We start from the raw sequence: 25,009 nt of genomic DNA, 5'->3' as shown, positions 1-25,009 counted from the left end.
GCGACGATGGCCGAGCGTTCGTTCAAGGCGGAAGTCGAGCAGCTGAAGCTCGGCGAGGGCGAAGCCTTTCACGGCGAGGGAATCCTCGCCGTGACCAAGGCGCTGCTCCAGTCGGGGGTCGCCTATGTCGGCGGCTATCAGGGCTCGCCGATCAGCCATCTGATGGACGTCTTCGCCGACGCGAGCGAGCTGATGGCGGGGCTCGGCGTCCATTTCGAAAGCTCGGCCAGCGAAGCGACCGCCGCGGCGATGCTCGCCGCCTCGGTCAACTATCCGCTGCGCGGTGCGGTGGCGTGGAAATCGGTCGTCGGCACCAACGTCGCGTCCGACGCGCTGTCGAACGTCGCCTCGGGCGGCGTCACCGGCGGTGCGCTGATCATCCTCGGCGAGGATTATGGCGAGGGCTCGTCGATCATGCAGGAACGCACCCACGCCTTTGCGATGAAATCGCAGATGTGGCTGCTCGACCCGCGTCCCAGCCTGCCGCTGATCGTCGACATGGTCGAAAAGGGGTTCGAGCTGTCGGAGGCGTCGAACACCCCCGTCATGCTCGAACTGCGCGTGCGTGCGTGCCATGTGACGGGGAGCTTCACCGCGCGCGACAACAGGCGCCCGCCGCTGACCGTCGCCGAAGCCGCCGCCGCGCCGAACCGCGACACCAGCCGCATCGTCCTGCCACCCGCGAACTTCCTGCACGAGGTCGAGAAGATCGAGAAACGCTGGCCCGCGGGGATCGATTTCGTGAAGGCAAACAAGCTCAACGAATATTTCGGCACGCCGGATGACGAGATCGGGATCATCGTCCAGGGCGGGCTGTTCAACTCGCTCAACCGCGCGCTCGAACTGCTCGGGCTGTCGGATGCCTTCGGCAACGCCGCGCTGCCGGTCTATGTCCTCAACGTCACCTATCCGCTCATCCCCGACGAGGTGCAGGCCTTTTGCGCGGGCAAGCGCGCGGTGCTCGTCGTCGAGGAAGGCCAGCCCGAATTCATCGAGCATGAGCTCAACACGCTCGTCCGCCGCGCCGACCTCGACACGCGGATCATCGGCAAGGATGTGCTGCCGCGCGCGGGCGAATATACCGCCGCGGTCGTCAAGGACGGCATCGCCAAATTCCTGCGCGCCCACGCCCCCGAGCGCGCGCCGGCCGAGGAAGCGGCGACGCCCCCCGCACTGCCGCCGAGCGCGGTGCCCCAGCGCCCCGCGGGCTTCTGCACGGGCTGCCCCGAACGCCCGATCTTTTCGGCAATGAAGCTGGTGCAGAAGGACATCGGCGAACTCCATGTGTCGGCCGACATCGGCTGCCATCTCTTTTCGATCCTGCCGCCCTTCCACATCGGCAACACGACGATGGGTTACGGCCTCGGCACCGCGGGCGCGTCGGCGTTCAAACCGCAGGACAAGCGCGCGGTCGCGATCATGGGCGACGGCGGCTTCTGGCACAACGGCCTGACCTCGGGCATCGGCAACGCGGTGTTCAACCAGGACGACAATCTGACGATCATCGTCGACAACGGCTATTCGGCGGCAACCGGCGGGCAGGACATCCCCTCGTCGCGCGCGACACCCCCGCACCGCCAGACCAACAACCCGATCGAACGCGCAGTGCGCGGCGTCGGCATCGCCTGGGCCAAAACGCGCACGCGCACCTATGACGTCGCGGGCATGCGCGACGCGATCCGCGACGCCCTCACCACCCCCGAAAAGGGACCGAAGGTGCTCGTCGCCCAGTCCGAATGCCAGCTCAACCGCCAGCGCCGGATCAAGCCGCAGCTCGCGAAGGCGATGAAGGCGGGCGAGCGCGTGGTGCGCGAACGCTTCGGGGTCGACCCCGACACCTGCACCGGCGACCATAGCTGCATCCGCCTGTCGGGCTGTCCGTCGCTGACGATCCGCGAGAATCCGGACCCGCTGCGCCAGGACCCGGTCGCGCATGTCGAGAACAGCTGCGTCGGCTGCGGCGTGTGCGGCGAGGTCAGCCACGCCGCCGTCCTCTGCCCCTCCTTCTACAAGGCGCGGATCATCGCCAACCCCGACCGCCGCGACCGGCTGCGCCAGCGGCTGCGCGGGTGGGTGATCGGCGCGCTCCAGCGGCGCTCGGCGCGCAAGCTCGCCGCGAGGGCCTTCTGATGTCCGCCCGCGATCGCATCACCATCGCCGTGCTCGGGCTCGGCGGCCAGGGCGGCGGGGTGCTCGCCGACTGGATCGTCCAGCTCGGCGAAGCGAACGGCTTCGTCGCGCAGGGCACGTCGGTCCCCGGGGTCGCGCAGCGTACCGGCGCGACCGTCTATTATATCGAGATGCTCCCCGCGGGCAGCGCGCAGCCCCCCGTGCTGGCGCTGATGCCCGTGCCGGGCGACGTCGACATCGTCGTCGCATCCGAACTGATGGAGGCCGGGCGCGCGATCCTGCGCGGGTTCGTGTCGAAGGACACGCTGCTGATCGGGTCGACCCACCGCGTCTATGCGATCGACGAGAAGTCGGCGATGGGCGACGGCCGCGCGAGCAGCGAGCGCATCGTCGCGGCGGCGCACGAGCGGTCGCGCCGCTTCATCGGTTTCGACATGGATGCCGCCGCCGAGCGCGCGGGCAGCGTGATCAGTTCGATCCTGTTCGGGGCGCTCGCGGGCAGCGGCGCGCTGCCCTTCGCGCGCGCGGCGTTCGAGGATGCGATCCGCGCCGGCGGCAAGGCGATCGAGCCCAATCTGCGCGGTTTCGCGGCGGGTTTCGACGCCGCGCAGGGCAAGCTCGTGCCCGAGCCGGAAGCCGCTGCCGCCGACAGCCCGACCACCGACGCGGGCCGCGCGCTGCTGGCGCGCATCGAGGCGACGCTGCCGCACGCGGCCCACACCTTTGCGATCGAGGGCGTGAAGCGGCTGATGGACTATCAGGATGCCGCCTATGCCGCGCTCTATCTCGACCGGCTCGAAAGCCTCGGCAACGACCCCGGACTGCTCACCGAGGCCGCGCGGCACCTTGCGCTGTGGATGTCGTACGAGGACACGATCCGCGTCGCGGCGCTCAAGGTCCGCGCCAGCCGCTTCGCGCGCGTGCGCGACGAGGTGAAGGCGAAGGACGAGCAGATCGTCGAACTCACCGAATATATGCACCCGCGGCTCGAGGAGATTTGCGAGACGCTGCCGGCATCGCTCGGCCGCCGCATCCTCGCGAGCGAAGGCCTGTCGCGACGGTTGAAGCCCCTGTTCACCAAGGGCCGGCACGTCGAGACGACGAGCCTGCGCTGGTTCCTGATGCTGTCGCTGCTCGCGGGCTGGCGGCGCTGGCGGCGCGGCACGCTGCGCTACCAGATCGAACAGGCGCGGATCGACGACTGGCTTTCGCTGGTGCGCTCGGCCGACCCCGCGACCGCGCTCGAACTGGTCAAGTGCCAGCGCCTCATCAAGGGTTATGGCGACACCTTCGAACGCGGGCTGGGCAATTACGAGCGGATCGCCGATCGCTATCGCGCGGCCCCCCTCACCGCAGCCGACATCGCACGCCTGCGCGACGCCGCGCTGGCGGACGAGGACGGCAAGGCGCTGACGCTGGCGCTCGCCTCCTGATCGGGGCGACCGAAGTCTTCGGACTTTCTCACCATAGCCTGAGCCTGTCGAAGGGCGCTTGTCCGAAAGGCGCCCTTCGACAGGCTCAGGGCTATGGTTCTGGCAGACCTCGACCGGACAGGACTGCCTCAGCCCCCTGCTGCAATCCACGCGTCGATCTTTGCCTCGAGCATCGTCATCGGCAACTGCCCCTGCGCGAGGATCAGGTCGTGGAAGGCGCGGATGTCGAAGCGGTCGCCGAGCGCGGCCTCGGCGCGGCGGCGCAGTTCGACGATCTTGAGCTCGCCGACCTTGTACGCGACCGCGCCGCCCGGCGCGCCGATGTAGCGCGCGAGTTCGGTGTCGATGTTGATGTCGGCGAGCGCGGTATTCTCGACGAAGCACTGGCGCGCCTGCGCATAGCTCCAGCCCATCACGTGAATGCCGGTGTCGACGACCATGCGGCACGCGCGCCACATTTCGGTCGAGAGGCTGCCGAACTTCTCATAGGCGTCGCGATAGACGCCCATTTCGTGCCCGAGCCGCTCGGCATAGAGCGCCCAGCCCTCGCGGAACGCGAGCAGGTCGCGCGCGCGGCGGAAACCCGGCAGGCCCTTGTTCTCGCTGTTGAGCGCGCCGTGGGTGTGGTGCCCCGGCGCCGCCTCGTGCAGGCTGAGCGCGGTCACTTCGTACAGCGGCCGCTGGTCGAGGTGCGAGGTGTTGACGACGAAATGGCCGGGAAAGCCCTTTTCGAAATCACCGCCGCCGCCCCCGCGCGCGGTGGTGTAGCCTTCCTCGAGCTCGCGCGGCACCGGCACAATCGTGAAGGGCTGGCGCGGCAGCATGCGGAAATAGCGCGGCAGCACGCCGTCGATCCGCTTCGATGCTGCGGCATATTTCTCGATCAGACCTTCGCGGCTGGTCGCATAGAAACGCGGATCGGTGCGCAGGAAGGCGAGCCAGTCGGCGAAGCTGCCTTCGAACCCCGTCGAGGCGATCACCGCGTCCATCTCGCCGCGGATGCGTTTGACCTCCGACAGGCCGAGCGCGTGGACCTGTTCGGCCGTCAGGTCGGTCGTCGTGTAATAGCGCAGCAGGAAGTCATAATAGGCGCGCCCGCCGGGGACGGCCGCGACGCCGAGTTCCTTGCGCGCCTTCGCACGATATGGCCCGTCGATATAGGCAAGCACCGCCTTCTGTGCCGGGCGGATCTCGCGTTCGATCAACTGCTGCGCTTCGGCCGCGACCGCGGGATAGGCCTTGAGCGGGCCCAGCATCGGATCCTCGGCGACGGGCACCGCAACCTGCTTGCGCAGGATCGCGACGCCAACGTCGATCACGACCGCGGGATGCGTCCACCCCGTCGCGACGCCGCGTTCGAGGTTCGTGCGCTGTTCGGCGAAATAGCCCGCGATGCCGCGCATGCGCTGAACCCACGCATGCGCCTCGGCCTCATTCCGCAGGTTGAGGCTGCGCGCGAGCGCATAGGGCGTGTTGTAGAAACCCTCGTGCGCGACGAAGGCGAAGCGCCGTTCGTCGAAATCGATCCCCTCGACCCGCCAGTCGATCAGCTGGCGCAGATAGTCGCGGTTCAGCCGATCCTCACCCGTCAATCCGCCGGCGTCGAGCGCGTCGAGCGCCGCACCGATCCGTTGCAGTTCGGCCTTGCGCTGCGCCATGCCCTTCGGCGTTTCGTCGGGCCAGCCCTCGCGCGAGCGCGACGGATCCGACCGCCCGGCCTCCATCGGATAGGCTTCCGCAAATCCTTCGTAGCGGTCGATGAGGCCGGGCAGCCCCGGATCGGCGGCGGCGGTGAGCAGCACCGCTGCCCCTCCGAGCAGGATCGCGCGGCCCAAGCGCCGGGTCAGGGACGAGGTCAGGGTTCGCATCGCAAAATCCTTTCGCAGGGTGGCATGATGAAGATCGCGCCGCGCGCGGCGAGCCGACGGCGCGGATTGAATGCCGGGATCATTCGGCTAAAGCGGCGGGCATGGACGCCTTTCAGTCGGGCAACCCCGGCGACACCGCCTTTCGGGTCGATCGATACCCCTTCTACCTGCTCAACCGGCTGGTGAGCCGGTACAACAGCATCATCGACGCGCGGCTGCGCGCGATCGGGCTCGATATTCCAGGCTGGCGGGTGCTGATGATCCTCGGCGAGAAGTCGCCGCGCGGCGCGCGCGAGATCGCCGAGGCGGCGGTGATCAACCTGTCGACGATGACGCGCATCATCCAGCGGATGACCGCCGCGGGGCTGGTCACGACCACGCCCAGCCCCGACGATGCGCGCGTGACGTCGGTCGCGCTGGCCCCGGCGGGCGAGGCACGGCTCGCCGAGGCGCGCCAGGCGACCGCGCCGGTCTATGCGCATCTGGTCACCGGGCTGGGTGCCGACGAGTTCGAGCAGCTGATCGCGCTGCTCGGGAGGCTGCACGACAATCTGGAACCGCTGGCGCCCTAGGCGATCCATCGCCGTCAATTCGACAGATAGGCCATCGACATCAGCAATTTGGGCAGCAGCGCCGCGCCGGCGTGGAAGCGGACCGGCGACGGCGTACGCGGCCGCACCGACAGCGCATCGGCGTTGCCCGTCGCCAGCATTTCCGCGACTTCGGCGCCGAGCACGCTGTTGGTCGCGATGCCGCGTCCGTTGCACGCCTGGATCGCGATCGCGCCTTCGCCGAGATCGTAGATTTCGGGCAGGAAGGAGGTGTTCACCCATGCGAGGCCGCGCCACAGATAATCGACCTCGGGATCGGGCATTGCGGCGAAATGCTGCGCCAGACGGCGCCGTGCTTCGCGATAGAGCGCCTTGTCGCCGCGCACGAGGAACGACACCGGAAAGGCCGAGATCAGATGCCCGTGGCCGTCGAGCCGTGCACTGAAAAGATAGGGAACCTTGTCGGTGAAGGCGCCGCCGCGCGGCAGGATCGCCGCGCGCTGCGCGGCGTCGAGCGGCGCGGTCGCGAACTGGAAGACGTGCAGCGGCAGCGTCGTCCGGCGCATCGCCGGATGGAGCGCGGCATTGCCGCCGTTCGCCGCCAGCACGACGCGCGCGGCGCGCACGGTGCCGCCCGGGGTCCGGCACACCCACACGTCTCCCTTGCGCGCGAGCGAGCGAACCGGACTGTTCGCGAACAGGCGCGCGCCGCTGCGTTCGGCCGCAGCCGCAAGACCGCGAACATAGCCGAGCGGGTTGAGGCTGCCGCCGTCGGCGAAGCGCAACGCACCGCAATAGCGCTCGGCACCGAACAGTCCCCGCGCGGTCGCCCCGTCGATGAAGTCGACGGCATGGCCGCGCGAACTCCATTGGGCCGCATAGCCACGCTGGCTCTCGGCAAGCGCCTCGGTGTGCGCCGGGGTATAAAAGCCGTCCTTGCGCGCGTCGCAGTCGATGCCGTGGCGCGCGATCAGATCGAAGACGAAGCGCCCCGAACCGCCGATCATCCGCGTGAGCCGCTCGCCGCCCTCGGCACCGAGCACCTGCTGGATCGTTTCGGGTGAATGGCGGATATAGTCGGGCGCGACGAGGCCGCCGCTCTGCCCCGTGGCGCCGTCGCCGGGCTGGCCCGCTTCAACGAGGACGACGTCGGCGCCCTTTTCCGCCAGATGGAGCGCGGTCGTCGTTCCTGCGATGCCGCCGCCGATCACCAATATGTCGGTTTCGACATGACCCGCAAGCGGCGCCAGCGCGGGGCCGGGCGCGGCGGTTGCCGTCCACAGGGGAGCCGTCACGCTGTCCTTGCGCGCGGCGGAAGAGATGGACCGGTGCTGCATTACCGCTCCGTCGACAGGACGAAGGGGGTGCGTGTCGCGGCGAGGGGGAGCAACCCCGCCGCGATGCCCTCAACTCGGGACAATGTCATAACTGCGAACTTTCCTGTTCGCCCGGTGACCGGGCGTTATCATTCGTATCTCAGATGGTGGCCGGAGCGCCCTTCGCCGGCTCGCCGATCCGCCGCGCGACGGTGACGAAGAGCAGCACGAAGCAAAGGGCGACGGGGGTGTTCATGATCATCGGCAGCGACATCTCGTTGTTGCCGACGATCGAAACGGCGATGAAGATCGCGGTGCCTTCCTGCCGCATCAGATGCTCGATCCCGATCGCGACATTTTCGCGCCGCGTGAAGCCGGCGAAACGCACGATCGTCATCACCACCACGACCATGATCAGGTTGAGTGCCACCGTGATCCAGAACAGCGCGCCCAGATTTTCGCGGAGCACCGGGACCTGGTCGTAGAGAATGACGCCGAACGAGCTGAACAGCACGATCGTCGCGGCATTCTTGAGGTAGCGCTTGAACCAGATCGCAAAATCGGGCCGCCAGGCACGGACGGCGAAACCGACCGCCGCGGGCAGGATGGTGATCGAGAAGATATCCCAGAAGAAGGAGGCGAGCGGGACCTGGACGTCGGCCTCGAGCCCCATGAAATGGAGCAGCGCGAAATGCGCGTAGAAGGGGACGACGAAAATATAGATCAGGCTGAGGATCAGCGTCATCGACATCGACAGCGCGAGATCGCCCTTCGCCATGTCGGTGAACAGGTTCGACAGCATCCCGCCCGGCGTGGTCGCGAGCAGGATGAAGCCGACCGCCAGCGCCGCGGTCGGCACGACGGTGAGCGCGAGCCCGAGCCCGATCAGCGGCGGCACGACGAGCATCGAACAAACACCGAAGATCAGCGCGCGCTTGTTGCGGAACACCTGCCGGAAATCGTCAGCGGTCAGCGACAGCCCCATCGACACCATGATCGCGACGAGCGATCCGGGGAGCAGCCAGTTGCCCAGGAGGGCCATGAGGTCGGCATAGGTCATCGGCGGGCGTCCTCAGGCGGTTTCGAGCGAAAGCGTGCAGGCGCCATTGCGGCGGATGGTCCGGCAGTCGGCCTGCGCCTTGGCGAGATCCTCGTCGACGATGCGCGCGCAGACATTGGCCTGGATCCAGCCGAAGGGCATGAGCAACCGACCGCCGCCGCCGTAGAAGACGCCGATGTCGTAAAAGGGCCCGGGCGGCAGTCCCTTGGTGCTGCCCGCCGCGAGATAGGCGAGCACGATGTCGCCCGCGTCGGGATAGGAGGTCGCATTCTCGAACGGGATCGCGGGATGCGCCATGCCCTCGGGGAGCGTGCTCGCGGGCATCGGCACCGAGATTTCGGGACCGGTCCAGATCGCGTGCATCGCCTCGAACCCCGCCTTGCGTTCGGCGAGATCCCACAGGAAAGCGGTCGATTCGGGCGCCGCATCGTCGAGCAGGCGGCAGCGCGCCGAAAGCCCCGATTGCGGTTCGATCAGTCGGATGAAACGCATGTCGTCCCCTATTTCCCGCTCACCATCGCCAGATACTCCTCTTTCTGGAGTGCGATGGGCACATTGCCGTTTTGCCACAGATAATCGTGGAAGCGCTTGAGGTCGAAGGCCTTGCCTTCGCGCACGCGCGCCTCGGCCAGGAATTCCGCGGTCTGCATCTTGCCGATCTGGTAGCTGATCGCCTGTCCTGGCGAGGCGGCGAAGAAGACAGCCTCCTCCTCGGCGGTCGCGCGGTCCATCGGCACCATCTGTTCCAGATAGTCGGCCGCCTCGGCGATGCTGAATTCGCCAAGCGCCAGCTTGACGTCGACCTCGACGCGCAGCGCGCGCAGCCGCGCGAAATTATAGATAATCTCGCGCGTCTTGGGCGCGTCGGCCCACAGTCCCGCCTGGAGCATCATCTCCTCGGCGTAGAAGCCCGTGCCCTCGTTGGCGCCGCTGTCATAATAGTGGCGACGCAGCGGGTTCGGATGCTTCCAGCCGAGCGTCAGCTGGAAGAAATGCCCCGGGACGCCTTCGTGCACGATGATCGGTCGCGGATCGCGGGTGATCGACAGGTTGAAATAGCCGAGCTTCGACGACGGATCGGGAAGATAGACGGTCGCATTCTGCCCGACGCGCGCCTGGCTGGTCAGGTCGAAGGTGCGGCCGAGCCAGCCGATCGGCGCGAGATAGGCGGGAAAGGGCTGCGCATTATAATGCCCCGCCCAATCGGGGACGGTGAGCAGGTTCTTCTCGCGCAGGAAATCGCGCACCTTGAGCTCGTCGGCGTCGAGCTGCGCGATCACCGTATCGATCGAACTGCCGATCGGAAGCTCGGGCACCCCGGCGTTGCGATTCCGCTCAAGTTCCTCGAACAGCACCGAACGCGCCCATTCCTGCCGCCCCATCACGAGCAGCTCTTCGGGCGAATAGGGATAGAGCGCGACGCTGCCGAGGAAATAGCGATAGGAATCGCGGCCGACCGCCGTGGTGTCCGACACGCCCGGGCGCTTCGCGGCAAGATAGGCGTCGAAATCAGCGAAGGCAGCCAGCGCGCGGGCCTTTGCCGTCGCAAGCTGGCGCCGCTGCGCCGCGGTCGCGTGCGGGTTCATTCCCGCGACCATGCCGTCGAGGCTGGCCGGCACGTCGGCGATCTGATGCCGCGCCGCATCGACGAAGGGACCGCGCATGTCGGTGAGATTGGCCTTGCCCGCCGACAGGATCGCGGGCGCATTGCCGAGCAGGCGGATGACGTCGTCGATCCGCGCGCGTTCGAGCGGCGGCGGCGGCAACAGCACCTCGAAGATCGGGTTGAGCGCCTGCGCGACATAGAAATGCGGCTGGCGGCGCCACGCCGCGACATGGTCGAATTCCCAGCGCACGCGCGACAGCGCCGAACCGACGAGGCGGTAATCGACCTTTTCGCTCACCGTCTGCGGCCTCGCCGCGAGCGCCTTCCACTCGGCCTCGAACGCGGCAAGCCGCGCCTGCTGCGCCGCGACCGCCGCGGGCGACCAGTCGGGCGTCCACTGCGCGGGGCGCACGATGCGCGGGATATCGTCGCTCGTCGCGGGCTGGGTCGCGGCACGCCACGCCCAGAATTGGGCGCCGAGCTGCTGCACCTCGGCCTGCGCCGCGGCATTCGGCGCCGCGAGCAGCGCCGCACCGCCGACCGCCAGCGAAATCGCGCGCTTCAGCATGCTACTTCCGGTTCTTCACGTTGCGGTCGAAGAAGTCGACCATCTTCTTGAACGCGAAGCGCGCCTGCGGAAGATTGTCGCTCGCCCACGCATGGTTGCCGCCGGGCAGCGTCACCAGTTCGAACATCTGCTCGCGCGCGATCATGCCCTCGGCAAGCGCGATCGTGTCCGAATAGAGGACGACCGGATCGCGCGTCCCGTGAATGATCATCAGCGGATCGGCGATCCCCTTCGCCTGGTACAGCGCCGACTGCGCCTCGTAGCGTGCGGGCATGTCGGCGCCTTCGGGCGGCCCCATGATCCACATCTGCGACGGATAGGCGTGCCAGACGTTGGTCGCCGGCGCCCCGGCGATGCCCGCGGCATAGACGCCGGGCTTCTTCGACAACGACATGATCGTCATCAGCCCGCCGTAGCTCGACCCCCACAGGCCGACGCGCCTGGGGTCGGCATAGCCCTTCTCGACCAGATACCGCACCCCGCTCTCGAGGTCGTTGATGTCGGTCTCGCCATAGCTGTGATGCTGCGTCTGGTTGTGGTCGCGCCCCTGCCCCCACGATCCGCGGATGTTGACGTTGAGGACGATATAGCCCTGCGCGACGAAATATTGGTCGAGCCCCCAGGTCGGGTGCGCGCGGCGCCCGCCCCACTGGTTGTGCACCGCATCCGAATAGACCGACCCGACGATCACCGGATAGCGTTTCGCGGGATCGAAATTGGCGGGAAGGCTCAGCCGCGCGACGAGGTTCGTGCCGTCGACGTGGCTCGGGAACTGGATATAGCCGATGTTCGCCCAGGTCTGCTGGTAGAATTCGGGCTGCGGCGATTTGGTCGCCTGTACCGCCTTGCCCGGTTTCGCCGTGTCGATCAGATAAAGTTCGGGCGGCGTCGTGTCGTTGCTGTACCAGTCGGCGACATGCCGGAAATCGGGCGAATAGACCGGCTGGTGGGTTCCCGCAGCGACACCGCTGATCCGCTGCACCTTGCCGCCCGCGACCGGAACGCGATAAATCTGGCGATCGGCGAGATCGGATTCGTTCGCGGTGAAATAGAGTTGCTTGCCCTTGCGGTCGACCGCGAAGCTGTCGATCTCCCACTGGCCGCTGGTAATCTGGCGCGGGGCCTCGCCGGCGGCGCGCTGGTGATAGAGGTGCAGCCAGCCGTCGCGGTCGGTCAGGATGACCAGCCCGTCGTCGCCGGGCGCCCATGCGACCTTCCAGTCGGGGCGCAGATGCTTGGGCTCGCGCAGCTGGTAGAAGGTTTCGCGGGCACCGGTCGCAACGTCATAGACGTAGATCGTATGCTCCTTGGCCTCCATGTCCGAACCGCTGACGAACAGCCGCTTGCCGTCGCCGGACAGGCCATAGTCCCACACATGGTGCCGGGCGTCGGGGCGCTCGTAGAAGCGAGCCTCGCCCGTCGCGAGGGTGACGACGCCGACGGTCGCCTTGGTCGTCTCGTCACCCGGAAAGGCACGGATGACCCGATTGTTCTGAAGTTCGCCCTTCGCGTAATAATAGATGTCGCGTTCGGGCATCGCGCGGTCGTCGGACTGCTGGAAGGCGATCGCCTTGCCGTCGGCCGCCCACTGGAAATCGTCGACATAGACTTTGGGATTGTCGTCCCCGGCCACGCGGCGGGCCACATTGCCGTCCTTTGCCGCAATATCGCGGACCCACAGGATTCCGCCGAGCGTGACGCGGTTGCGCGTGTCAACCGGATTGCCCGAAACGAAGGCGAGCTGCGTCCCGTCCGGCGATACCGCAAGCTTGCGGATCGCCTGCTTGTCGGTTTCAACCTTGGCGATCGTCCCGTTCGCCTCGCGGATGTGGAGCTGGCCGCCGAGGGTGAAGGCAACGCGCCCCTTGTCGAGTGCGATGGCCTGGGCGATCCCTTTCGCCTCGGCCTCGGGTTTGCTGTCGCGGCCGAGCGTGGTGAGCCGGGTCTTCTTTCCGGTCTTGATCGAATAGGACCAGATGTCGCGGAAGCTGTATCCTTCGTCGTTCCAGAGGAACAGCACGGCGCCGCCGTCGGCGGTCCAGGCATAGCCTTCGGGCGTGGTCCCGATCAGGCTCTTGTAACGATAGAGCTCGTCGATCGACAGCGACGTGCCGGCAACGTCGGCGGCACCCTGAACCGGCGCCTGCGGTGCCGGGCGCTCCTGCGCTGCCACTGCCGTCGTCGCCAGCGCGAGCGCCAGTACCGCACCGGCGGACCGGAAAAGACCCATTTTATTCATTGCCCCGAATTCCCAGCATCACACGACTTCGAACGCGACCGGGTGGGCCGCGGCGACATCTTGCCGCCGCGGCCCACGCCTTTCCACTCAGAAGTTCGCCCGGAACCCGATCGTGAACCGGCGACCGATGGCGTCGTAGGTTTCACGTTCGTAGAGGTAGAAGGGCGGATCGCGATCGAACAGATTGTCGATGTTGGCGAAGAAGCTGAAATTCTCCTTCACGTCGTAGTTCGCGCCGAGGTCGAAATAATGGACGTCCCCGGTCTCGGGCACGGCGAGCAAGGGAGTCGCCGCGCCCGAAGCCTTTGCACCCGCGATACGGCCATCCTTGGCCGAACCGATGAAGCGGTGACGGAGCGAGAGCTGGAGCTTTTCCATTTCCCAAGTCAGTCGCTGGGTGAAACGCCAGGTGGGGTTCGCCGTCGAGCAGCTGCCGCCACCGATATAGCCTGCGCAGTTGATCGCGTTGGCGATCGGGCTGCCCTGCGTGATGCTGTCGATCAGGTAGGTCCCGGCCAGATAGTAGTTGAGCGAACCCGCCCCCACATTGTGGCGATAGTCGAGACGGAAATCGACGCCGGTCGCCTTCATGTTCGCGATGTTCGCGTTGAGCAGCGGCACGTCGAACAGCTGGCCGTCGGGCGTGCGGTTGCGCAGCGGCGCGCAGAAGACGTTGTCAGCCGAGAGGTTGGCGTTACAGGCGGTGATCACCGACTGGAGCCCGCCACCGAACGAGCCGATCGCGTCCACGATCTTGATATTGTAGTAATCGACCGTCAGCTGAAGGTTGGGAACGAAGTCCGGACGGATCACCGCGCCCACCGACCAGGTATCCGACGTTTCTTCCTGCAGGTTGGGATTGCCGCCCGTCACCGCGCGGATCTGCTGGTTTTCCTGCTGGAAGACGTCGGCGACCGCGGCCGGAACGCCCAGCGTGTTGACGCAGAAGTCACGCTCCGCGGTGGTCCGCTCGGGGCCCGCGTTACAGAAGTCGACCGCCTGGAACGCGTTGTTCGTCTTGCCCGAATAGAGCTCGACCACGTTCGGCGCACGCACGGCGCGCTGATAGAGGCCGCGGAACTTCAGGCCGCGGAACGGCGAATATTCGCCGCCGAGCTTGTACGACCACACCGAACCCGCGGTCGAATAGTCCGAGAAGCGCAGGCCGCCCTCGAAGGCGAGCAGTTCGACACCCGGCATGTCGGCGAGGATCGGAACATAAAGTTCGCCATAGAGTTCGGCGACGTCGAACGACCCGGCCGTCTTGCTGAGCCCCGCCGAGCGCGACAGCGCCTTGCCCTGGATATAGAGCTGGTCGGGATTGAAGGCCGAGCTTTCCTTGCGATATTCGGCGCCGATCGAGATGCCGACATCGCCCGCGGGCAGCGAGAAGAGCGAGCCGGTGAGGCTGGCGCCGAGCTGCTTCTGGCGGATCGTCGTGATGTTGGTGAGATCGGTGTAGATGTAGTTCATCATCTCGGGGGTCAGCGAATTGAGCCCGAAAGGATTGAGAACGACGCACTTCGGATCGGCCGACGCACATTTGTACGGGTCGTTCGGGTTGGTCAGGAAGCCGTTGGCGAAATTGTCGATCAGCACGCCGCCGCCCTGGACATCGGTGACCTTGGTCTGGCCCTGGTTGTAGAAGACTTCCCACTTCAGCCGGTCGGTGAGGTCGCCCTTCAGGCCGACGACGAAGCGATAGAAATCGCGCGTCTGGTCGCTGGTGCGCGATCCGCCGTCGAGCAGGCGGCGGTTGATGTTGACCGGAACGAGATTGTTGCCGTCGGCGTCCATGTTGACGCTGAGGAAGTCGCGCAGCGTCGGGTCGAGATAGGGGTTGCGCAGATCGAGCTGGAAGCCGGGAATGAAGCCCGAGCTGCTCATCGGCACCGCGCCCAGCGTCGAGTTGATCTTGCTGTGGACGTAGGAACCTTCCCAGAAGGCGGTGACATTGTCGGTCACGTCATAATGGCCGATCACCGAGCCCTGCCAGCGCTGCATCGGCATCTGGAGGTTGGTGTAGGGACGGTCGTTGAAGCCGTCGCTCGTCTTGTAGGCGCGCCAGCCTTCGGGCGCGAAGAAGATGCCCGCGGTGCCGATGGTGTTGCCATAGGGATCCTTGAGGCCGACCAGCGAAGGGCTGAAGATCGTACCCTGCGGGGTCACGCCGTTGCCCGACGGGACGAGCACGGGCTTGCCGTCGACGATCGCGTCGGCGAGGAACACCGTCGCATGGTCGCGCGCCGAGCCCTTGACCATCGAACGGTCATAATAGCTGCCATGGAACACCATGTTGCCGCGGCCGTCGGCAAAATTGCCGCCGACGGTCAGGTCGATGTTGTAGCGTTCGGCGTCGCCTTCGTCGCTGATGCCGTAGGAACCGCCGATTTCGAAACCTTCGAAGTCATCCTTGGTCACGAAGTTGACGACGCCCGCCATCGCGTCCGAACCATAGACCGCCGACGCGCCGCCGGTCACGACCTCGACGCGCGAGATCAGCGAGGTCGGAATCATGTTGAGGTCGACGACGCCGTCCTGCGACGCACCGACGATGCGGCGACCGTTCTGGAGCACCAGGGTACGCACGGTACCGAGGTTGCGCAGGTTGACCGTCGCCGAACCGTTGCCCGAGTTCGACTGCGCGCCCGCGCCCGCGACCGCCTGCGGCAGCGCGTTGAGCAGTTGCTCGGTCTCGACGGTCGACGAATATTTGATTTCGTCCTGGCTGATGACGTTGACCGGGCTGTTCGATTCGACGTCGGGGCGCGCGATGCGCGAACCGGTGACGACAATCGCTTCGGCTTCCTCGGCGACCGGTTCCTGGGCCATTGCCGACCCCATCACCGCCATCGACAGGAACAGCGCCGAGCCGCCCCGCAATCCCGCCCGCATGTCTGCAACCCGCTTCATACCCATTTTCATACTCCCTGGACTGGACCGTCCGCCTGCGACATTCACGGTTGCCGACGTGGATCGCCAGATCATTCCCGTGAACAGTTGCGTGATTTTGATCATATTATGACCGCGCAGTCAATTCGGCGACGCAAATAAATGTGAAAAGTGTCATTTTTCGGACCCGCGAGCGCAAACGCACAGCCCGCCCATGCGCGTCGTGCTAGCCCGAATTTCAAACTATCCAATTGAAAAACAATTGTATATTATCCGACCCATCTCCCATCAATCCTTTGGGATCCGGCCGCCACCCAGCGCGCAGCGAGCGGCAGAAGCCTGGCGCCTCCCCCTTGCCGAAGCGCAACATGTCCCCTTGACCGGGAGCCATCCGTATAACATCATAACCAAAATCACGCGTTTTTCGTATCAATGATCAGTCGCCCGGCACCGATTCGACCGGGCGGCACGACAGAGAGGAACTCCTTCCCATGCGCAAGGCACCCATCGCCATCCTCGCCGCCCTGCTGGCCGGCACCGCCGGCCTGACGGCACCGGCGCCGGCCATCGCCGCCGAACAGGGCGCCGCCGCCCCCGTCGGCCCGCCCGATGGCAAGGGCAGCCATGACGCGCTGGTGACCCTGTTCACCACCTTCACCGAGTGGAAGACCCCGAAGGCGGTCGATGGCGTCGTCGACTACAGCCCCGCAACGGTCGACAAGCGCCGCGCCGAGCTGCGCGCCTTCCAGGCCAAGCTTCCCGACTTCGCGGTCGCGCGCTGGAACCGCCACCAGCAGGTCGACTATCTCGCGGTCCGCGCGCAAATGGACCTTCAGGATTTCACCCTCAACGTGACCAAGCCCTGGGCGCGCGATCCGGGCATGTACGTCGACGAACTGCAACGGCTTGCCTACACCGACCTGCCCGTCGAGGGCCCGGCGCTCGCGGCCTTCCGCGCGCGGCTGCGGACGATCCCCGCCTATCTGGCTCAGGCTCGCATCAATCTTGACTCGGTCGCGGCCGATTATGCCGACCTCGCGATCCACAGCCTGTCGCACGGCGACGGTGTCGGGCACGGCATGCCCTATCGCGCGGTCGAGCCCGAAGGACTGATCGGCTGGTTCGAAGATCTCCACGGGCGCGCGGCGAAGGCGCAGCCGGCGCTGCTTCCCGAGATCGAGGCCGCGCAGGCCGCGATCGGCGGCTTTCGCGACTGGCTGGTCGCCGCCCGCCCGACGATGACCACACCCGCGGGCGTGGGCAAGCCCGCGTACGACTGGTTCCTCACCAACGTCCGGCTGATGCCCTATGATTCGGACCAGATCGTCACCCTCGCCGAGCGCGAACTCGAACGCCACTGGGCCAATTACACGACCGAACGGCACCGCAACCGCAACCTGCCCGAACTTCAGCTGCCGACGTCGGCGGCCGAATATGAGGCGCAGCTTGCAGGGACCGACGCGAAGATCCGCCAGTGGCTCCGCGACGAAAAGATCATCACCATCCCCGACTATATTCCGGCGACCTATCAGGAAGTCGGCTTCAACGCGCCGTGGATCGTCCGCCCCGAAGGGCCGATGTTCTGGGAACAGGTCCAGTTCCGCGATGCCTCGCCCGACCATCTCCACGCGACCTTCCCCGGCCATCGTTTCGACGGCCTGACCGGCAAGCGCGTGACCGACCCGATCCGCAAGCATGTCAGCGACAGCGGCCGTACCGAAGGCTGGGGTTTCTACCTCGAGGAAGCCGCGCTCCAGCTGGGCCTGTTCGACGACCGCCCGCGGACGCGCGAACTCATCTATATCTTCGGCATCTTCCGCGCCGCGCGCACGATCGGCGACGTCAAGATGCAGCGCGGCGAGATGGACGTCGACCAGACGATGAAGTTCTGGAAGCAGTGGACGCCCTATCTCGACGACAATGTCGCGCGCGTCGACGCGGGCATCTATATCCGCCGCCCCCCGGGCTATGGCATGACCTACACGATCGGCGCGATGCAGTTGCAGAAGCTGATGGTCGACCGCAAGCGCCAGCTCGGCGACAAGTTCGCGATCGGCGAATATCACGACTATCTGATGGGCACCGGCCGGCTTCCCGTATCGCTGCTGCGCTACGACCTTACCGGCTATGACGACGAGATCCGCAACCTGTGGGCGCACAAGCCGCTGTCGGCACTGCTCGCCCAGACACCCTAGCGAGCGACGGAGCGCGGGCGCGAACGGGCGGGGCCTGCGTCCTTTTGCACGCACGGTCGCCCCGCCGCCCCTGGAAGGCGGTGGAGGCGCGCATCGGGTATCGTCGCGGGCGCCGCGCCCGCGACGCCATCGCCCCACAAGGCGCGCGCGGCGCTGCGCAGGGACGCGGGATAGCGGGCCAGATCGGGCAGGTCGGAATGGGTCAGCTGAGGCATGGTTCACCTGTGACCGGCGCGAAAGCGCCGGACGCAAAACCGCCGGCGCCCGAAGGGAACGAGCGCGGTGCGGATGAAAGGGATGTCGATGTCGCGCCGGTCGATCGGCGCCGGCCTAGATCCCGGTGCTACACATATGCATCGCAATACCCCTGCCTGGGGGAACGCAATGCCTGGCGCCGTCGCCCGGGCATCACGCGCTTTAGCCGTTGGTGACGCGGAGCAAGCTGCTTCCCGAATCAAAAGCCGCGGGCCGAAGAAAGCGCAACTGAAGGGCTCGGCCAGACCCCGACAGTAAATTCAACTTAAAAAATTGATATTAGGATCGTCAAGCGGCGAGCGGCCATTGTTCGGCGAAGAAAATCTGTCGCGCGGCGAGCCAAAGCTTGCCGGCCGCCAAGCCTGTTCGCCGTTCAAGCCATTTGCATATGCTGTGTTGCGCGTCTAACACGCGATTCAGGCATGACCGCGTTCCCCGATCCCGACGCTCCCGGCCCCGACCCCGCCGGACTTTCCGCCGAGCCGCTCGCGCAAGCCCCCGGCACGCCAGCGCCCGAAAGCCCGCGCCGCCGCAAGTTGCGCTGGGTCATGCGCGGGCTCGGCGCGCTGTCGATCCTCTTCGTCCTGCTCGTCGGCTGGCTGGCGATCACCGCGCCGCTGTCGAAATCGCTCGAACCGATCGTCCCGCCGCAGATCACGCTGCTCGCCTCCGACGGCACGCCAATCGCGCGCGCCGGGGCGATCGTCGAAGCGCCGGTCGAGACGACGAAGCTGCCCAAACATGTTACCCAGCCCTTTCTCGCGATCGAGGACCGGCGCTTCTACAGCCATTGGGGCGTCGATCCGCGCAGCATCGCGCGCGCGGTGTGGAGCAACGTCACCGGCGGCCGGACGCAGGGCGGCAGCACGATCACCCAGCAGCTCGCCAAATTCACCTTCCTGACCCCCGAGCGCAGCCTCGGTCGCAAGGCGCGCGAGGCGCTGATTGCCTTCTGGCTCGAAGCCTGGCTGTCGAAGGACGAAATCCTCGAACGCTATCTATCGAACGCCTATTTCGGCGACAACACCTATGGCCTGCGCGCCGCGTCGCTCCATTATTTCTATCGCCAACCCGAAAAGCTGACCCCCGCGCAGGCCGCGATGCTCGCCGGGCTGGTACAGGCCCCCTCGCGCCTCGCGCCGACCAAGAACCCCGATCTTGCCGAAAAACGCATGAAGCTGGTGCTCGGTGCGATGGTCGATGCCGGCTATCTGACCGCAGGCGAGGCGAAGGCGATCCGGACCCCGAAGATCGATGTGCGCACGCGCAACACGCTGCCCACCGGCACCTATTTCGCCGACTGGGCGCTGCCCGAGGCGCGCAAGCTGTCCGATGTCGGCTATGCGCGGCAGACGATCACGACGACGCTCGACGCGCGCTTGCAGGCGGCGGCGCGGCGCGCGGTCAACCGCGCCGGGCTGGGCGAGGCGCAGGTCGCGCTGGTCGCGATGCGCACCAATGGCGAGGTCGTCGCGATGATCGGCGGCCGCGACTATGCCAAATCGCCGTTCAACCGCGTGACGCAGGCGCGGCGCCAGCCGGGATCGACCTTCAAGCTGTTCGTCTATCTCGCCGCGCTGCGCAACGGCTGGGAAGCCGACGACGAGATCGCCAACGGTCCGATCGAAAACGGGACCTATCGCCCCAAGAACGGCGGCGGCGCCTATTCCGACACGATCACGCTCGAAGACGCCTTCGCCGCGTCGAGCAACGTTGCCGCGGTGCGGCTGCTCCAGGCGGTCGGCAGCGACAAGGTCATCGCGACCGCGCGCGATCTCGGCATCACCTCGCCGATGACCGAAGGCGACCCGAGCCTCGCGCTCGGCACGTCGAGCATGACCCTGCTCGAACTCACCGCCGCCTATGCCGGGGTCGCGGCGAACAGCTTTCCCGTCGAACCCCGCGCCTTCAAGACCGAGGAGCCGGGCTGGTTCACGCGGCTCTTTTCGGGGCCCGACAGCCTGTCGACCGCCGACCATGACGCGATCGAGGATATGCTGCGTGCTGCGGTCAATCGCGGCACCGGCCGCGCCGCGCGGCTGTCGCAGGCCAATTTCGGCAAGACCGGCACCAGCCAGGACAGCCGCGACGCACTGTTCGTCGGCTATTCGGGGGATCTCGTCGTCGGCGTGTGGGTCGGCAATGACGACAACAGCCCGCTCAAGGGGGTCACCGGCGGCGGCATTCCCGCGCGTATCTGGCGCGACTTCATGTCCGACGCGCTCGGCGTCAAGCCGCGTCCCAAACCCGCGCGCGACCCCGAAGGCCCCGTCGAACCGCTCGACGTGCCCGCCCCGGCCGACATTCCGGTGATCGACAAGACGCGCATCGGCATCGAGGGCGACCAGGCGGTCATCTCGACCGAAATCGGCGGGACGCGGATCGACCTCCGGCTGGGCAACCCGGCCACCGAGCAACCGCCGCCGGCGCAGCCGCCGCCGGCCGCCCAGCCGCCCGGCCCCTGAGCAGCCATCGATTCAACATGTTGGTCGACTTCGCGCCGCCCGCTGTTAGGATGGCACGAGTTTAGGGGATCGCTTTGGCCGGTTTTTTCGCTTTTCTCGCGATTGTCATTCTCTTCGTCCTCCTGATGGACACGCGCGGCCGGCTGAAGCGCGCGGAAGCGACGCTCGCCGAGGCGGCGAAGCGGATCGGCGCCTTGCAGCGCGCCGCCGGATTGCTGCCTCCCAAAGACGGAGAAACGCCCGAACAGGCGCGCGCGGCAGCGGCGGCGCCGATCGACGCAGCGCGTCCGGCGCCTTCCGCACGCCCGGTTGCCTGGACGCCCCCCGCCCCCGAAACGCTCGACCGCTGGAAACCCAAAGCCGCAACCCCGCCCCCCGGCGAAACGCCGCCGGCGCAGGATAGCGCCGAGGCGGTTCCGGCTCGCGCCGCCGCCGCGAGCGCGCCGCTGCCGTCCGTGTCACGCGACGCCCCCGCCGAAGAGAAAGCGGTCGCCGACAAACCTGCGGACGCCGCGGCGCCGGCGCCCGCGGTCGCCGCGAAGACCGCAACGCCTGCCCCGCCCCGCCCGGCCTCCGCCTCGCCGCCACCGCCCCGCGAACCGGCTCCAAGCCTGGCATCGCGCTTCGAAAACCTGTTCGGCAAGACGCTGCCGATCTGGGCCGGAGGCATCACCCTCGCGATCGCTGGCGTGCTGATCGTTCGCTACGCGATCGACGCGGGTTTCTTCGCGCGCGTCTTTACCCCGGGGGTTCAGGTCGTCGCCGGCATCCTCTTCGGGCTCGGGCTGATCGGCGGCGCCGAATATGCCTGGCGCAACGAGGACAAGGTCCGCGACCTGCGTGTGCCGCAGGCGCTGTCGGGCGCGGGTATCGCCACCCTCTATGCCGCGATCCTCGTCGCGGCGAACGTCTATGCCCTGATCGGACCGCTGACAGCGTTCGTCGGGCTCGCGATCGTCACCGCGGGGGCGCTCGGCCTGTCGCTGCGCTTCGGCCCGCCGAGCGCCTTGCTCGGGCTCGCCGGCGGCCTCGCCGCACCCGCGCTGGTCGGCGCGATCGAACCCAATGTGCCGTTGCTCGCCGTCTATCTCGGCCTCACCATAGCCGGGCTCACCGGGGTCGCGCGGATGAAGCGCTGGCCGTGGCTCGCGCTCGCCGCGCTCGTCGGGGGGATCGGCTGGAGCGTGTGGATGCTGCTCGCGGCGCGCGCGCTCGACACGATCGGTTCGCTGTCGATCGGCGGCTATGTCCTGTTGCTCGCACTCGCGCTGCCGATGATCGCCTTCGACGGACCGCGCGGCGCGATGCTGCGCGCGGGATCGGCGATCGTCGGCGCGCTGCAGCTCGCGCTGCTCGTCGGTTATGGCGGGTTCGCGCCGCTCCACTGGGGACTGTTCGCTTTGCTCGCGGCGGCGGGCCAATGGCTCGCGTGGCGCGAGAAGGATTTCGCGATCGTTCCCTCGATCAGCCTCGCGCTGTCGATACTGTTGCTCGGCGCCTGGCCCGACCCGACGCCGGGCTGGTTCGCGCTCGTCGGCCTGTCGCTCGCCGCGATCCACGCGCTGCCGCTGCTCGCGCGGCTCTGGACTCCGCCGATGGCGCTGCGCCGCACGCTCGAACTCTGCGCGATCGCGCTGGCGGCCGCGCCGCTGGTCAAATGGCATTTCTGGAGCATCGATGACCACGGGCTCGCGCTCGTCGCGCTCGGTGCGGCGCTGCTGGCCGGCGCGGGCATCGCGCTGGGGTGGCGAAACGACACGCGCACCGCCGACAGCCGCTTCGCGTGGCTGACGACGACGGCGGGGCTGCTCGTCGCGCTCGCCGCGCTCTTGCTGCTGCCGCACTGGACCGCACCGCTGGCGATCGGCGGCGTCGCGGCGGCGCTGCTCTTCTTCGGCAAGGCGGCGCAGGACCCGCGCATCGAACCGGTCGCGGCGGGCTTCGTCGGCGCGGCGCTGCTCGCGCTGATCGCCACCCCGCTCGCGCTGGTCGAGCTGCCGCGGCTGATGGTCGGCGTCGAGGACGGCTTCGCGGCGCAGGCGCTGATGCGCTGGGCCGGGCTCACCGCGCTGCTCGGCCTGTTCGCGGCAAGGGCCAACCATCGCCTGCTGCGTTTTGCCGCGCTGGCGATCGCCGGCGGCCTTGCCTACGGCACGCTCGCGCAATTCGTTCCCGGCTGGAGCCTGCCGCTCGCCATGGGCGTGGTGGCGGCGGGACTGTTCGGGATCGGCCGGCAGCGCGGCGCCCAGCCCGTCGAATGGCTGTCGCTGGCGTTCGTACCCGCCGCGGTGATCCTGCTCGCGGCGACCGGCCCCGATCCGTTCGCGCAGTGGAGCCGGCTCTTCGGCAGCGATGCCGCGGTCGATGCGACCGCGTTCCTGCGCTGGGCCGGGCTCGCGCTCGCCGCGCTGCTCTATGCCCTCTTCGCGCAGCAACCGCCGATCCGCCGCATCGGGCAGGTCGCGGCGGCGCTGCTCGGCTATGGCGCGCTGGCGCAATTCGTTCCCGGCGGCTGGCTGATGCTCGTTCCCGCGATCGGCGGCGCGGCGGCGCTGCTCGCGGCGCGGCGGATCGATCTTGCGCGCGTCGACGCCGCCGCGGCGAGCTTTGCCGCGCTCACCCTCGCCTGGGCGCTGCTGCCCGTCGGGCTGTGGGGCACTAAGGCCGGGCTGTCGCTCGGCGGCTGGCCGACGCAGTTCGACCTTCCTGGCCTCGCCGCCGATCCGTTGATCCTGCGCCTGCTTGTCCCCGCGGCGCTGTTCGCCGCGCCGCTCTGGCTGCTGCGCGAGCGCCTGCCGCGCTGGCTGCTGCTCGCGGGGTTCGCCGTCGCCGGCATCGTCGGCGGGATCGCGCTGCACGGCCTCTACCGGCTCGGCTTCGCCGCGGCGTTCGGCAGCGATTTCATCGCCACCGGCACCCCGCAGCGGCTCGTGTGGGAAGCGCTGCTGGTCGGCGGTGGCGCGGTCGCGATGCGACGGGGTTTTACCAGCCTCGCACGCGCACTCGTCCTTGCCGGCACCGCGCACGCGATCTGGTACGGGCTGATCCTCCACAACCCGCTGTGGGCGCCACAGGCGGTCGGCGCGCTGCCGCTCGCCAACTGGCTGCTCCCGCTCTTCCTGCTGCCGTTGCTCGGCCTGATCCTGACCCGACGGCTCTTCCCCGCTGCGCCGCCGCTCCTCGACCGGGCGGTGCAGATCGCCGCGATGCTGCTCGTCGCGGGTCTTGCCTGGGCGACATTGCGCCAGCTGTTCCACGGCAGCCTGCTCGTCGCGCCCGGCGTCACCGCGAGCGAGAATATCCTGCGCTCGATCCTGATCCTCGCGCTCGCGGCCGGCTATCTGCTGTGGGGCATCCGCACCGGGCGGCACGACTGGCGCATCGCCTCGCTGATCCTGATGCTCGGTGCGGTCGGCAAGGTCTTCCTGTTCGACGCCTCGGGGCTCGAAGGGCTGCTGCGCATCGGCTCGTTCGTCGTGCTCGGCTTCAGCCTGATCGGGATCGGCTGGCTCTACAGCCGCCAGCTCGCGCGGCCGCCGGCGGAAGACGAAACGGTAGCGGCATGACGATCCTGTTCGGGCTGGTCGCGGCGCTCGGCCTGTTGCCGTGGCTCGCCGGCCTGCTGCGGCTGCGCCCCGGCCCGGCGGCCATCGATGCGCGCCATCTGGCCGTCTCGACCACCCTCTGCGCGCTCGCCTTCAGCCTGACCTTCTTCATCCAGGAACTGGGACTGGTCCTGCCCAAGGCGCTGGTGCCGGGGCTCGCCCCGATCCTCTATCACAACGATCATGACTGGACCGGCGACGCGCCCGTTGCCGAACTGCTGCAAGGCGGCGGCGCGGCCGCGACGCTGGTCAGCGGGCTGGCCTTCCTGTGGCTCGCCGGACGGATCGCTCCGCAGCGGCCGGCATGGCGGCTCTTCGCCTTCTGGATGGCGTTTCAGGGCCTGTTCCAGTCGCTGAGCCAATGCGCGGTGGGCAGCCTGATCGCGGGCAACGATGTCGGCCGCGCGCTCGCCTGGCTCGGCGCCGGGCCGGTGGCGAAGGCGGCGCTGCTCCTGCTCGCGGTCGCCGCGATGACGGTCGCGGGACGCGCGCTGGCGCGGCGCTATCCGCTCGGCGGCGGCGATCGCCCGACGGCACGGCATCTGCTCGGGGTGCTGATGCTGGCGGTGATCCTGATCATCCCCTTCCGCATCCCGCGCGAGCCGGTCGAGGTCGTGCTGATCCCGCTCGTCGTACACATCGTCGGGCTGGGGTGGCTGACGCTCGGGCTCGCGGCGCTTCGCCGTGCACCCGCGGCACCGGTCGCCGCTCCGGCGCTCGCGGCGCCGGTCGCGGCGCTGCTCGCGCTGCTCGGCGCCTTCCAGCTCATTCTCCGGCCGGGCGTTGCATTCTGACGATATCGGAAAGGGTGGGACGATTCTGTTGC

General features: G+C 67.8%; 14 protein-coding genes. 7 read left to right on the top strand and 7 right to left on the bottom strand.

The annotated features are described in order from the left end of the window. Positions 1-6 precede the first annotated feature (6 nt). Together EAO27_RS02725 and EAO27_RS02720 are read left to right on the top strand one after the other, a co-directional pair. Positions 7-2,130, top strand: coding sequence for an indolepyruvate ferredoxin oxidoreductase subunit alpha (locus tag EAO27_RS02725; protein ID WP_242776855.1), 2,124 nt, complete (start codon positions 7-9; stop codon positions 2,128-2,130). Continuing rightward, entirely contained in the window at positions 2,130-3,563 is a 1,434-nt protein-coding gene (locus EAO27_RS02720) for an indolepyruvate oxidoreductase subunit beta family protein (RefSeq protein ID WP_242776853.1), read from the top strand. Before EAO27_RS02725 ends, EAO27_RS02720 begins: the two co-directional genes overlap by 1 nt. 128 nt (positions 3,564-3,691) lie before the next feature. Here EAO27_RS02720 and EAO27_RS02715 read toward each other — a convergent pair whose 3' ends face one another. Then, positions 3,692-5,431 (bottom strand): DUF885 family protein, encoded by a 1,740-nt coding sequence (locus tag EAO27_RS02715; protein ID WP_242776851.1) that lies wholly within the window; start codon positions 5,429-5,431, stop codon positions 3,692-3,694. A gap of 101 nt (positions 5,432-5,532) precedes the next feature. On the opposite strand from EAO27_RS02715, the gene EAO27_RS02710 reads away from it, so the two are divergent. After that, positions 5,533-6,003: a MarR family winged helix-turn-helix transcriptional regulator gene (locus EAO27_RS02710; RefSeq protein WP_242776849.1), complete on the top strand. Its 471-nt coding sequence runs from the start codon at positions 5,533-5,535 to the stop codon at positions 6,001-6,003. Between the two features lie 14 nt (positions 6,004-6,017). Here the strand turns inward: EAO27_RS02710 and EAO27_RS02705 are convergent, their stop codons facing one another. From EAO27_RS02705 to EAO27_RS02680, 6 genes are all read right to left on the bottom strand, one after another. Next, positions 6,018-7,319, bottom strand: a complete 1,302-nt coding sequence (locus tag EAO27_RS02705) for an FAD-binding oxidoreductase (protein ID WP_242776847.1) — start codon at positions 7,317-7,319, stop codon at positions 6,018-6,020. Positions 7,320-7,458: 139 nt separating this feature from the next. Continuing rightward, a complete protein-coding gene (locus EAO27_RS02700; RefSeq protein WP_242776845.1) occupies positions 7,459-8,358 on the bottom strand; it encodes a bile acid:sodium symporter in 900 nt (299 codons plus the stop codon). Between the two features lie 12 nt (positions 8,359-8,370). Beyond that, the gene (locus EAO27_RS02695; RefSeq protein ID WP_242776843.1) at positions 8,371-8,850 is read right to left on the bottom strand and encodes a DUF3830 family protein; all 480 of its coding nucleotides are present in this window, start codon (positions 8,848-8,850) and stop codon (positions 8,371-8,373) included. Positions 8,851-8,858: 8 nt separating this feature from the next. Further along, positions 8,859-10,532 carry a DUF885 family protein gene (locus EAO27_RS02690; protein ID WP_242776841.1) on the bottom strand — a complete coding sequence of 558 codons (1,674 nt, stop codon included), beginning with the start codon at positions 10,530-10,532 and terminating at the stop codon, positions 8,859-8,861. A 1-nt stretch (position 10,533) separates the two neighbouring features. Further along, positions 10,534-12,762, bottom strand: coding sequence for a prolyl oligopeptidase family serine peptidase (locus EAO27_RS02685; protein ID WP_242776839.1), 2,229 nt, complete (start codon positions 12,760-12,762; stop codon positions 10,534-10,536). Positions 12,763-12,858: 96 nt separating this feature from the next. Continuing rightward, on the bottom strand, positions 12,859-15,690 hold the full coding sequence (locus EAO27_RS02680; protein WP_242776837.1) for a TonB-dependent receptor: 2,832 nt from the start codon (positions 15,688-15,690) through the stop codon (positions 12,859-12,861). A 464-nt stretch (positions 15,691-16,154) separates the two neighbouring features. Here EAO27_RS02680 and EAO27_RS02675 point away from each other — a divergent pair, with 464 nt between their 5' ends. From EAO27_RS02675 to EAO27_RS02660, 4 genes are all read left to right on the top strand, one after another. Further along, positions 16,155-17,858 carry a DUF885 family protein gene (locus tag EAO27_RS02675; RefSeq protein WP_242776835.1) on the top strand — a complete coding sequence of 568 codons (1,704 nt, stop codon included), beginning with the start codon at positions 16,155-16,157 and terminating at the stop codon, positions 17,856-17,858. Positions 17,859-18,535: 677 nt separating this feature from the next. Further along, positions 18,536-20,578, top strand: coding sequence for a transglycosylase domain-containing protein (locus EAO27_RS02670; protein WP_242776833.1), 2,043 nt, complete (start codon positions 18,536-18,538; stop codon positions 20,576-20,578). Between the two features lie 74 nt (positions 20,579-20,652). After that, positions 20,653-24,144: a DUF2339 domain-containing protein gene (locus tag EAO27_RS02665; RefSeq protein WP_242776831.1), complete on the top strand. Its 3,492-nt coding sequence runs from the start codon at positions 20,653-20,655 to the stop codon at positions 24,142-24,144. Further along, a complete protein-coding gene (locus tag EAO27_RS02660; RefSeq protein WP_242776829.1) occupies positions 24,141-24,977 on the top strand; it encodes a hypothetical protein in 837 nt (278 codons plus the stop codon). The genes EAO27_RS02665 and EAO27_RS02660 overlap by 4 nt, the downstream gene beginning before the upstream one ends. Positions 24,978-25,009: the final 32 nt, after the last annotated feature.

Source organism: Sphingopyxis sp. YF1 (assembly GCF_022701295.1).
Lineage (GTDB): Bacteria > Pseudomonadota > Alphaproteobacteria > Sphingomonadales > Sphingomonadaceae > Sphingopyxis.
The sequence above is the reverse complement of the archived record's forward strand: the minus strand, read 5'-3'. Positions and strand labels throughout refer to the sequence as shown.